The following is a 10847-nucleotide window of genomic DNA, read 5'->3' as shown; positions in this document are numbered from 1 at the left end:
ATAGCGTTTTGGTGCTTGCCGATGATGATGGCTGGTTCATTGATCCACAGGATAAAAATTTCATCTTCATTGACCAGCTCGCGAAAGGCATAGCTCTCCAGAGCGATGTTGTAGGCAGGGTCATTAGACGTATTGACGATGTATTTCATGGCATTCTCCTTGTTAGAAAATAATGGATAGCACTTTCATTATAACAGATTTTAAGATGGCTGACCATCAAAAGGCTATCCCTTTTAACAATGTCGGTACGCTATTAATACTCCGATTACTGGCCGACCCCGCCACCGTCTCTAGCGACGAATCTCAACATCACCAAACATACTCTTTGCCCTAATCTGACGTAGAGATGCTGAATCTCCTAACTCTAGGCATCCGTTACTACCTGTCACACGACCCTCAAGCGTATCCACCTTGTACTCACCAAAAGCCGTCTCAACATCCAGATAAATGTCGTCTTTGTCATTGGTGGTCAATGTCATCTCAACATCCCCTGCCTGAGTTTCTACAACGATTTCTTTTGAAAAATCAACCTGATGTAGCTCAAAATCCCCACGTTGCCCTTTGGCAATCAGGCGTTCAAGCCTTACCGTCTCACAGGCTAAATCGCCATTGGTTAGAGTAGCTAGGATATTTTTGAGTTGACTAGTTTTCAGAGACACATCACCATTTTTAGCTTCAACGCTAATCTGGTCAAATTGCCCGGTATCTATTGCCAAATCCCCATTTTGCAACAGCACATCCAGTTGGTTGCCACTCGTTTGAGAAAGGTCCAAATCGCCATTTTTTATAGACAGACTAGCCTCTCCTAACTGGCAAGACTTAAGCAGGACATCACCGTTTTGCGCCGTCACAGACAAGTGTTCAGAAAAAATCTGTTCCACTCGAATGTCCCCTAATTGGCTATTTAACTGGATGTCTTGATAGTTAGCAGCTGGCAAAATCAGCCTGATTTCCTCATTGGAAAAGAAATGGTGACCGAACGACCCATGAAATCTGAAGCGTTCTTGCAATGGTTCAGTCTGTCTCAGTGAAACATGCTGGGCTTCTTCTGTGACTTCAATAACTGACCTTAATGATTCAGGAATTTTGAGCGTGATTTGTTCCACCGCATCCGTCATGAGTTTGATATCCAAGTCCAGCAGAGACAATGAAATCCTGTCAACAGCTGGCACACCAGAAGATGAGGACATTTCTTGCGGCACTTGAAAAAGAATCTCCTGCTCTTTTAGACCAACCAATAGCTCTTGTGCCACCAAACTGGGTTCTCCTAACTCAGCCAAGGCTTCCTTGTTATCAGCTAAATCAGATAAATATTCCTCAAAATAACCTAGAATTTCCTGGCATTGCGCCTCACTCAAACTGCTTAGCTCAGTTGCTAATTGGGCTAAAAACATCTCTTTTGTCATCACCTAACTCCTTCCTTTAGCCATTGCTTCGATGCTGTGACTGTACCGTTCCCATTCTGCTTCCAAAAAAGCAAAGCGTTCCACACCTGTCGGTGTGCGTCGATAGTATTTTCGTTGCCGACCTTGATGGGACTCCGTGTAGGTCTCCAGATAGGCATTGAGTTCCATTTTCTTCAAAATGGGGTAGAGAGTAGACTCCTTGATAGGCGTCAGTTGCTTGAGTCGCTGGTTAATTTCATAACCATACGAGGGTTCCTTCGCGACAATGCCGAGCACTAAAAACTCGATAAGTGGCGAAGGAATCGGAAAATGCAAGACCATTTCGACCTCCATGTCTTTAAAAATTATATATGCTTTTTTTAAGTATATTTTGATTATAAACTGATTCCGTGAACTTGTCAAGCAAAAATTTAACTTTTCTGCACATGAACTATTAGTTGTGAGTAAACTGATTTGGGAAATCAAAAAAAGACCACATCTCTACTCCCACAACAGTGTGGCGGAGACGTGATCCTTATTATCTTTATCAATATGACAACTCTTTTCCCCTTCAGCACATTAACGGCAGAAAGTTCAATCAACACGAATAGATTCCCCTGCTGAATAAACCCTACGGATACCTTCCTTATCCAAGACAACACCATGGAGGACACCGCCATATACGGCGCCACCGTCAATGCCAATCTTGCCATCTTCTGTTGTCCAGATTTGGTCAAGGTAGTCCTGACGATCAAAAAGGTATTTGGTCGGTGTATGCCCAAAGACAATCCGCTTCCCTGTCTGGTTTTGCCCCTCGTGAAAAGGTTGGCGCAGCCAGACCTTGTCATAATCGGCTGTCTCACGCACATCAGGCAAACTCAAATCGATCCCCGCATGCACAAAGAGATACTCCTGCGTCTCATACAGATAGGGAAACTGCCGAATCTGGTCCACCATCTCAGCATACTGTCCTACGATCGCTACCGCATCCGACACAGGATCCACCTGCGCATCCAGCGGTCGTCCCAAGAGCGAATTGATGGTCGTATCTCCACCATTGCGCTGGTAGTGGTCATACCGCTCTGTCGGGTCATCTAGGTAACGTAGAAACATCCACTCATGATTGCCCATGAGACAGACTGCCCCCTCCTCACGCACCAACCGACAGACCAGCTCCAGACAGGACTTGCTGTCTTCTCCTCGGTCAATGAGATCACCTATAAAGACCAGCTGCTGGGTCGTTTTGTCCCATTTTTGCAACAAGTCGTGCAATAAGCTATATTTTCCGTGTACATCGCCAATGGCGAACAGTTGGTTTGTCATCTACTCTCCTTTTAACTCAACGGCATAACTCACTACTGACAAAGCATAAAGCGGAGCGGTTTCAGCTCGGAGGATACGAGGACCAAGACCAACCGTTTTTGCGCCTAGAGCGGTCAGCTGGTCGATTTCTGCTGGGGAAATCCCACCCTCTGGTCCGAAAACAAAGAGGAGCTTGTCGCCTGTTTGCATCTTGCTTAGGGCTTGGACAAGCTGGCTAGTCTCACCCTGCTTGGCGGCTTCTTCGTAGGCGATGAGGATGTGGTCAAAGTCTGTCAGTTGCTGGAGAAAGGCGGTCTTGGTCTCAAAGAGTTGGACAGCTGGGATACGGTTGCGTTTGGACTGCTCAGCAGCTCCGAGGGCAATCTTTTCCAGTTTTTCAGCTTTTTTGGCGAGTTTTTTGCTGTCCCATTTGACGACAGACCAGTCGGCAGGAAAGGCTTGAAGCTGGCTAGCACCTAGCTCGGTGACCTTCTGAGCCAGAAACTCCAGCTTATCTCCCTTGGGAAAGCCAACCGCAATGGTGACAGAGACTGGAAGTTCGACCATATCTGCCAAGTCTTCGACCAGCTCAAAGGTCTGATCCTCTTTGCTGATAACCTTGGCACGGCGTTTGATGGCATCGTCAAACACCAGCACCACCTCATCGTCTGGCTGCAAGCGCATGACGGAAAACATGTGCTTGGCGGTCTCCTTATCCGTGATGGTCACCAGCCCTTCCTGCGGCGCTCTGCCATGTACAAAATACTGCTGCATCTAGCCTCCCACTACGCCTGAGCGATCGGCGGTTTTTTTGAAAATGCAGGCGTTCCACTCGCCTTGAATGAGCTGGGTTTCAAGGAAAAAGCCTGCGCTCTCCGCACTGTCACGCACCATCTCCCACTTGTCCGCGATGATACCACTCATGATTAAGTAGCCCTCATCCTTGACCAGACGATAGGCATCGGCGGTCAGATGGATCAGGATGTCTGCCAAAATATTGGCCACGATGACATCAGCCTCCTGCGTCACCCCTCGGAGCAGGTCGCCCATGCTGACGGTAATGTTGGTTGTGGTGGCATTGAGCTGGATATTTTCCTCTGCTACGCACACCGCCACCTCGTCCAAGTCATAGGCAAAAATCTCCTTAGCGCCCAGGAGGGAGCTAGCGATGGAGAGCACCCCTGATCCTGTGCCGACATCAAGGACGGTCTCACCTCCGCGCAAGACCTGCGATAGGGCAAAGAGGCTCATCTTGGTGGTCGGGTGGGTCCCTGTCCCAAAGGCCATCCCAGGGTCGAGACGGATAACCTTTTCTCCAGCGGTCGGCTCATAGTCTGTCCAGCTGGGCACGATGGTCAAATCGTGGGTAATACGGGTCGGCTCGTAGTATTTTTTCCAGTTGTCCGCCCAGTCTTCCTCGGCGAGTTCGCTACTAGCAAGCGTTGTTTCGCCGAGCTCAAGCCCAGCCTCCACCATCTCTGCTAGCCCTGCCTGGATGCTGGTCTTAATAGCAGCCAAGTCCTGCGTGTCAGGATAGTAGCCTGTGATGGTCACACGATCATCCTGTGCCACCTCCGGAATTATCTCTCCAAAAAGGTCTTCCTTGTCCAGATAGTCCCTGCTGTCTTCTATCATCACGCCCTGACTTCCCAGCTCAATCAGGAGGTTGCTTGCTGCCTCTTGTGCCTCACGGTCAACGGTGATGGTTAGTTCTTGCCAGTTGGTCATTGTTGTTCCTCGTTATTCTAATTCAAAAATACTTTTTCCAATTACAGTAATGATATTTTCTCTCAACAATTTCTCATTCTCCATATCAATTCCACAATTATTGATAAATCGATCTTCAAAATTTTTATATTGTCTTTTTAGTCTAATAGGGTTTCCTGCATCAAAGTTTTCAACATAGTTATAAATAATTATTGGGATATTGTCAGTTATTGATTTGTTTGCAATTTGATTCCAAAGGTATCGGTCTGTTAAACCTAGAGATACACCATACAAAATAATGAGATGCGAGTTTTGAATAATTTGAGTATTTCTAACATCCATATTTTGTCGATTACTCAATAAACTTTGTGACTTTATTAAAAATCCCTGATGTTCTCCTGAAAATTCTGTAGAAATTTGATCCGAATCACTAACGCCCATAATTGCACAATCGACTAGCGTTCCATGAGCATGAGTAGGGGGTTTCATATAGCAATAATAATTATTTGAAAAAGGAGAATTAAATGACTTTGTAGAGTTCTCATAGAGTTTGTCAAGAATACTAGTATAATTAAGTGTTAATATTTCTATATAAATGTGATCCGATGAGTATTTTTTAAATTGCTGACGAACTACTGTTCTGTGTAATTCAGGAAGATCTTCAATAATTTTTTCAATTATTTTTTTAAAATCAATCATTACATCAATATCGTCCAGAGAATTTTCAACACTCTTTAAATATTCTCTTAAATCATCAATAACATCAGCAAAATCTTCGATAAACTTTTCCTTAGAATCTTCACTAAAAACTATTTCTTGATTTTCTTTCGTTAGTTTCCCAATTGAAAATTCAAAATCAGACCAATTTTCATAATCATTCACTTCATCGAGAAATAGATTTTCATAGATATAATTGTGATAACCTTTTGAAGCTTTCTTCTCTTCATAAATAGTTTTTTGATAATTATAAAAATCTTTATAGCGTGTTGCTAATCCATATTGAATATCTAATCCGTTCCCAACAATGTAAGTAATGTTCATATAAAATCAACTACCTCATCCATAATTTTCTAGAATCCATCAACACTAATACCTCGGATACCCATACCACTCTGTCTCTTCGAATTCATCTCTGCCTTGTTCAAATTCATCCGCATTCCACACCATGGCAAATTCATCGGCGGTGTCATCGGCAAGGAAGTCCAATAAGTCGTCCATGCCTTGGTCGGCGGTGGCTTGCAGGAACTGGGCAAAGTAGCTCAAAAACTGTCGTGACAAGCCTTTTTTCGGGTCAAAAGGCAGAGCGACCAGGTAGTCTTCTGGGTCAAAACTGGACTTGTCTGGGTGGTAGAAGAGGACAAACTCTTCCAGAGCCACGCCCTCATCATCTGCTCCGCTATCTTCCAAAGAGACGCCCTCGGGCAACCCTGCTTCAAGGACAAAGCTGACCTCGACCGAATGATTTTTCTTGTCCCAGTCGATGGCAAAATCGTAGGAAAAGTGCTTGTCCAACTCTTCCTCTAAAACACTTAAAAATCCGTATTTACTCATTGTGTTCTCCATTCTCTGTTTGGGTTAGCTTGTTTGGACTCCCCCTAATCTACTTTGTTCCTATCTATTATACCATTTATTGAGCTCTCTAGCACCCGCTAATTGTTCAGCAACACAGCAAAAAGATAGCGTTTGCAAATAAACTTGGATATGCTATAATAAAATCAGAAAAGGAGGTCCAAATCATGAAACGTTATCGTCTTATCATTGGTCTACTACTCGTTCTTGCCCTATCTGGGCTTGCGGTTATCGGGGGACGTTACTGGCAAAAACAGCTCTTTAACAAGGAATTTGAGAGGCTAAACACAGCGATTATCACAGATATTCCAACTATCAATGCTATTGGGCAGCGGGCAACTCAGGCTTTTGAGAGTGAGCTTATCTTTTTCAGTCAGTCTGATGAGACAAGCAGCATTCGCCAGCAGGTCGATTCCTATATCGACAACATCAAACCACAAAGGCAGTCTCTGATAAACCAAGAATGACTGGTCATCTACCCTCAAACAAGCAAGACAAAGCTGGAAAACGTCCTTGCCTATGATTTGATTCAACGTACCTATCGCACCAAAGGACTAGACGTTCAGCTTTCAGACGAACAAACCGTCAAGCAGTTCTACACTAAATCAGATGGATCACCCTTTACCCTCAACGACCTCATCAAGGACAAAGCTGGGTTCAGACAGCAGTTAGACAACCTGCTCTACAAATCCGAAGAACCACAAGCCAAAGCCGCACGTACGGATTTATTAGCCCAGTTTGAGACAGACGATTGGTCAGCCATCTCTTTTACAGTTGAGGGATATGATCTCCTACTTGACAAAGCTATCTTATCTCTATCGCCCTTCTTACACTATCTCAATACCAGCTATTTCTCAGGGCAAGAGCTGCAACAACTGCAGGAGTTGGAAACCTCACGACAGCTGATGGAAGACGCCGAAGACACCGTGACCATTCAGTACAACTAAACAAGTAAAAGCACTGCTTCTGGCAGTGTTTTTTGGTATAATAGAGAGAAAGACCAAGGAGAATATGACCATGAAACACATTGTGATTGTATCAGACCGTCAGCCAGACAATATCGCTATTTATCGTGAAGAACCGGCCTTTGTTGTCATTGCAGAGCGGAAAGACATGGGGTATTTAAAAGACCTACCACAAGCCCAGCAAGCAGGTCTCTATATTCTCATTGATGAAGACACCCGCTATATTGGTCAAACCACCAATCTCTACCAGCGTTTGTCCATTCATAAACGAGAAAAAGAGTGGTGGACACAGATGATTTTATTTGGTCGAGAAGATGGCCGACTGGATAAGTCTCAGTTGGACTATCTTGAAAGTCGGTTGATTCAGGACTTTCAAGAGACCACTTTCTCCATAAAAAACGCCACTAAGGGGAATACCTCCTGGATTGATCCAACCAAAGAAATTCAAGCCAAGCAAGTTTGGAACATCACACAAGATATTTTAGAAAATATTGCCAATATCAACATTTTTGACAATACTATTTCAGAGCCAGAAACTCTATCAGAGACTACTCCTACTCATCTCTCTATCAGCTTACCTGATGGTACAAGCATTCCCGGGAAAAGTGCTCGACACAATCACATCGAATTGTTCAAAACGCTTCTCCATCACCCTCTCTACGCAGAAATGATACGAGAACAGATTGTATCTGGTAAGCCGAGTTACAAACAACCGCTTGGAACTGAAATGAGCTTTGAAAAGAACGGTAGACCTCGTTGTGCTGAGCTGGATACCGGTATCTTTCTCTATACTACCCTATCAACTAAAGACCGAGAAAAAGCCATCCTTCGTTTCGCTGACAAAATCGGTCTCGACATCACCATCAACTGGGACTAGAAAGGACTTCCCATGCCCCACAATCTCGCTATCCGCATGCGGCCACGCACCATTGACGATGTCATCGGTCAGGAACACTTAGTAGGCACTGGCAAAATCATCCGTCGCATGGTTGAAGCCGAACTCCTCTCCTCCATGATTCTCTACGGTCCGCCCGGTATCGGCAAGACCTCTATCGCCTCCGCCATAGCAGGCACGACCAAGTACGCCTTTCGCACCTTCAATGCCACCACCGACAGTAAAAAACGCCTCCAAGAAATCGCTGAAGAGGCTAAATTTTCAGGTGGTCTAGTCCTGCTGCTTGATGAGATTCACCGCCTTGACAAGACCAAGCAGGACTTTCTCCTGCCACTCCTTGAGAATGGGGACATCATCATGATTGGCGCCACCACCGAGAATCCCTTTTTCTCCGTCACGCCCGCCATTCGCAGCCGCGTCCAGATTTTTGCGCTGGAGCCCCTGACGATGGACCAAATTAAGACCGCTATCCGCCGTGCAGTGGATGACCCTAAGCGAGGCTTTGCGTTTTCAGTGACCATAGCGGAGCAGGCCCTAGATTTCATCGCCACAGCGACCAACGGCGACCTGCGGTCAGCTTATAATTCACTGGAACTGGCAGTGCTGTCCACCCAGCCAGACGACAAGGGTGTCCGACATATCACCCTTGACATCATGGAAAACAGCCTACAACGCTCCTACATCACCATGGACAAGGACGGCGATGGGCATTACGATGTCCTCTCCGCCCTGCAAAAATCCATCCGAGGCAGTGATGTCGATGCCAGCCTCCACTACGCCGCCCGCCTGATTGAGGCAGGGGATCTGCCCAGCCTTGCCAGACGCCTGACCGTCATCGCTTATGAGGACATTGGACTAGCCAATCCAGATGCTCAAATTCACACCATGACTGCCCTTGAAGCCGCCCAGAAAATCGGCTTCCCCGAGGCTCGCATCTTAATTGCCAATGTCGTCATCGACCTAGCCCTGTCTCCCAAGTCCAACTCTGCCTACCTAGCTATGGACGCCGCCATCGCCGACCTCAAGACCAATGGGCACCTGCCCATTCCAAAACACTTGCGCGATGGGCACTACGCTGGCAGCAAGGAGCTCGGTCACGCTCAGGGCTACCTCTACCCCCACGCCTACCCAGAAAAATGGGTCAACCAACAGTACCTCCCAGACAAGCTCAAAAGCGCCAGCTATTTTACCCCAAACCAAACCGGCAAATACGAGCGCGCTCTGGCTGCGACCAAGGACGCTATTGATAAGCTAAAAAAAAGTTGATAACGGTTGCAAAAAAAGACTTGACATCTGCCTAATTTGTGGTATCATAGACTTATAAAGATTGCTGTGGTATACGAATTCACATCTAAGTGTTGACCGACTATTTTTTGTATTTTTCGGGAGACAAGGATGTTTGACGGTATGCAAGCTGGCTCACCCAGAAGCAACTCAGTCAAACACGCGTCGCCCACCTGCTTTTATTGCGCGGGTTCAATACAAAACGTGAATCACCGGTACCAATACAGCTTTTTCTTTTTGATATCAGATGGAGGCTGGGACAAAAGTCCTAGTCTCTCCTTTTTATTATCGTCTAGTGAACAAGACACATCTTTGGAAAGCCAGTCTTATCGGCTGAGCCAGCTCCAGAGTTCCCTTTTACAAGTTAATGGGCACTGTCGTGCTTATGAACCCAGTTGCTAGAGCTTTGATGATCAGAAACCCTGAGCGACAACCGTTAAATAGACCTGATAGCCGTGGTAAATATCGCTTCCTCAATCAGCCATCTCTTCAGCTGATATTCATTTTCTAGTATGAAAGATTGTCTCTTCACCTCCATTAAAGGTTGAAGTTGTGAAGAGGTCAATTCATTATTCAATAAGCGCTGATGTAGGACAGCTTTCTGCCCACTTTCTATGTCATTTTACAGTTGAGGACATCAAAGATAGGCAAGAAAGCTTTGCATCCACTGGTCAACTCGCTCTTTCTTCTCTCAAATCAAGTTATCCACAGCTTGTGGATAACTCCTTATTTTTTCCCATAAATCTCTGGAATTCTCACGCTGATTTGAGTTCTTCTTTTCCACATGACTCACATAGTTTTCCACAATATTGTGGAAAACCTCGCTTGACAGAGGAAAACTTTCTGTTTACAATAAACACATGAAATTCTTGATTCCTACCGCCAAAGAAATGGTGACCCCAAACACAGCCTTGTCTCAGGCCTTGCTGCCTCAGACCAAGGCGATTATTGACCAAATGAAGCAAAAAACTGTTGATCAGTTGAGCGCCCTCTACAAGATCACCCCTACTGCTGCCGAGAGAGAAGCAGTCCGCTGGCAACAACTAGCGAGCAACAAGGCGCCCACCTATCCAGCCATTCAGCTTTTCAACGGCCTCATGTACCGCCAAATTGATCGCAAGAACCTTGACTACCTATCAGAACATGTCCTTATCACCAGCGCCCTCTATGGGGTTATTGGGGCGACTTTCCCCATCGCAGAGCATCGATTAGATTTCCAACAGCACCTCAAGATTGACGGTCACTCCCTCAAAACCTATTGGCGCCCACTCTACGACCAAACTGTCAGCGGCGAAGACCTCTTGATTTCTCTCCTCTCAAGCGAGTTTGAAACAGTCTTTTCACCGACTGTTCAAGAGCGTTTTGTCAGAGTGCTCTTCCATGAGGAAAAAGCTGGACAGCTCAAAACGCATTCTACCATTTCCAAAAAAGGACGTGGTCTTTTCCTCAAGCAAGCTCAACAAAAAAACGTCAACACCCTTGAGCAACTGAAACAGCTAAGCTTCGAACAGTTCAACTATAGAGAAGAACTTTCCAATCCTCAACAGCTCGTTTTTGTGAGAAAAGTGGACTGAACATGAAAAAACCACGCTAATCAGTTAGCTAACTGTCTTTTAATGTACTGACCCCCAAAAGTTGGACAAGAAATATTATTGAAAGGATTTAATTCTGTACTGCACAGGACTAAGTCCTTTTAATTTTGTTTTGATTCGTTTGTTATTGTAGTAAAAAATATAATCG

Annotated in this window: 13 protein-coding genes, 1 other RNA gene and 1 pseudogene; 6 read left to right on the top strand and 9 right to left on the bottom strand. The window is 45.4% G+C overall.

From position 1 onward, the window contains the following. The 8 genes and pseudogenes from ACERC5_RS09060 to ACERC5_RS09025 all read right to left on the bottom strand — a co-directional run. Positions 1 to 149, bottom strand: a pseudogene (locus tag ACERC5_RS09060) (lipoate--protein ligase); the annotation flags it as partial. A 141-nt stretch (positions 150 to 290) separates the two neighbouring features. Next, positions 291 to 1406: a DUF4097 family beta strand repeat-containing protein gene (locus ACERC5_RS09055; protein WP_373660613.1), complete on the bottom strand. Its 1116-nt coding sequence runs from the start codon at positions 1404 to 1406 to the stop codon at positions 291 to 293. A 3-nt stretch (positions 1407 to 1409) separates the two neighbouring features. After that, entirely contained in the window at positions 1410 to 1721 is a 312-nt protein-coding gene (locus tag ACERC5_RS09050) for a PadR family transcriptional regulator (protein WP_026216674.1), read from the bottom strand. A gap of 258 nt (positions 1722 to 1979) precedes the next feature. Next, complete coding sequence (locus tag ACERC5_RS09045) at positions 1980 to 2708, bottom strand: metallophosphoesterase (RefSeq protein ID WP_373659534.1); 729 nt, start codon at positions 2706 to 2708, stop codon at positions 1980 to 1982. Continuing rightward, positions 2709 to 3461 (bottom strand): 16S rRNA (uracil(1498)-N(3))-methyltransferase, encoded by a 753-nt coding sequence (locus ACERC5_RS09040; protein ID WP_373660612.1) that lies wholly within the window; start codon positions 3459 to 3461, stop codon positions 2709 to 2711. Next, the gene (prmA, locus tag ACERC5_RS09035) at positions 3462 to 4415 is read right to left on the bottom strand and encodes a 50S ribosomal protein L11 methyltransferase (RefSeq protein ID WP_373660611.1); all 954 of its coding nucleotides are present in this window, start codon (positions 4413 to 4415) and stop codon (positions 3462 to 3464) included. Between the two features lie 12 nt (positions 4416 to 4427). Next, entirely contained in the window at positions 4428 to 5435 is a 1008-nt protein-coding gene (locus ACERC5_RS09030) for an AbiH family protein (protein ID WP_373660610.1), read from the bottom strand. A 45-nt stretch (positions 5436 to 5480) separates the two neighbouring features. Continuing rightward, positions 5481 to 5945 (bottom strand): DUF3013 family protein, encoded by a 465-nt coding sequence (locus ACERC5_RS09025; protein ID WP_373660609.1) that lies wholly within the window; start codon positions 5943 to 5945, stop codon positions 5481 to 5483. Between the two features lie 185 nt (positions 5946 to 6130). Between ACERC5_RS09025 and ACERC5_RS09020 the strand changes: the two genes are divergently transcribed. The 6 genes from ACERC5_RS09020 to yaaA all read left to right on the top strand — a co-directional run bounded on the left by ACERC5_RS09020 (position 6131) and on the right by yaaA (position 10681). Further along, entirely contained in the window at positions 6131 to 6430 is a 300-nt protein-coding gene (locus ACERC5_RS09020) for a hypothetical protein (RefSeq protein ID WP_373660608.1), read from the top strand. Continuing rightward, the gene (locus tag ACERC5_RS09015) at positions 6431 to 6910 is read left to right on the top strand and encodes a hypothetical protein (protein WP_373660614.1); all 480 of its coding nucleotides are present in this window, start codon (positions 6431 to 6433) and stop codon (positions 6908 to 6910) included. 70 nt (positions 6911 to 6980) lie between these two features. Then, on the top strand, positions 6981 to 7805 hold the full coding sequence (locus tag ACERC5_RS09010; RefSeq protein WP_373660607.1) for a GIY-YIG nuclease family protein: 825 nt from the start codon (positions 6981 to 6983) through the stop codon (positions 7803 to 7805). Positions 7806 to 7817: 12 nt separating this feature from the next. After that, entirely contained in the window at positions 7818 to 9089 is a 1272-nt protein-coding gene (locus ACERC5_RS09005) for a replication-associated recombination protein A (RefSeq protein ID WP_373660606.1), read from the top strand. Positions 9090 to 9147: 58 nt separating this feature from the next. Further along, positions 9148 to 9341: non-coding RNA, 6S RNA (gene ssrS / locus ACERC5_RS09000), on the top strand. Positions 9342 to 9967: 626 nt separating this feature from the next. After that, entirely contained in the window at positions 9968 to 10681 is a 714-nt protein-coding gene (gene yaaA, locus ACERC5_RS08995; RefSeq protein WP_373660605.1) for a peroxide stress protein YaaA, read from the top strand. Positions 10682 to 10756: 75 nt separating this feature from the next. Here yaaA and ACERC5_RS08990 read toward each other — a convergent pair. Beyond that, positions 10757 to 10847, bottom strand: a 91-nt coding sequence (locus ACERC5_RS08990; RefSeq protein ID WP_373660429.1) for an IS3 family transposase, incomplete at its 5' end; no start/stop codon positions are given.

It is taken from the genome of Streptococcus sp. E24BD (genome assembly GCF_041807825.1).
In the GTDB taxonomy this organism is placed as follows: Bacteria; Bacillota; Bacilli; order Lactobacillales; family Streptococcaceae; genus Streptococcus; species Streptococcus entericus.
The sequence above is the reverse complement of the archived record's forward strand: the minus strand, read 5'-3'. Positions and strand labels throughout refer to the sequence as shown.

Bases quoted from the DNA above. Each gene is read 5' to 3' on its own strand.
- ACERC5_RS09025 (WP_373660609.1), bottom strand. From the start codon at position 5,945: ATGAGTAAATACGGATTTTTAAGTGTTTTAGAGGAAGAGTTGGACAAG.
- prmA (WP_373660611.1), bottom strand. From the start codon at position 4,415: ATGACCAACTGGCAAGAACTAACCATCACCGTTGACCGTGAGGCACAA.
- ACERC5_RS09010 (WP_373660607.1), top strand. From the start codon at position 6,981: ATGAAACACATTGTGATTGTATCAGACCGTCAGCCAGACAATATCGCT.
- ACERC5_RS09045 (WP_373659534.1), bottom strand. From the start codon at position 2,708: ATGACAAACCAACTGTTCGCCATTGGCGATGTACACGGAAAATATAGC.
- ACERC5_RS09040 (WP_373660612.1), bottom strand. From the start codon at position 3,461: ATGCAGCAGTATTTTGTACATGGCAGAGCGCCGCAGGAAGGGCTGGTG.
- ACERC5_RS09005 (WP_373660606.1), top strand. From the start codon at position 7,818: ATGCCCCACAATCTCGCTATCCGCATGCGGCCACGCACCATTGACGAT.
- ACERC5_RS09030 (WP_373660610.1), bottom strand. From the start codon at position 5,435: ATGAACATTACTTACATTGTTGGGAACGGATTAGATATTCAATATGGA.
- ACERC5_RS09055 (WP_373660613.1), bottom strand. From the start codon at position 1,406: ATGACAAAAGAGATGTTTTTAGCCCAATTAGCAACTGAGCTAAGCAGT.
- yaaA (WP_373660605.1), top strand. From the start codon at position 9,968: ATGAAATTCTTGATTCCTACCGCCAAAGAAATGGTGACCCCAAACACA.
- ACERC5_RS09020 (WP_373660608.1), top strand. From the start codon at position 6,131: ATGAAACGTTATCGTCTTATCATTGGTCTACTACTCGTTCTTGCCCTA.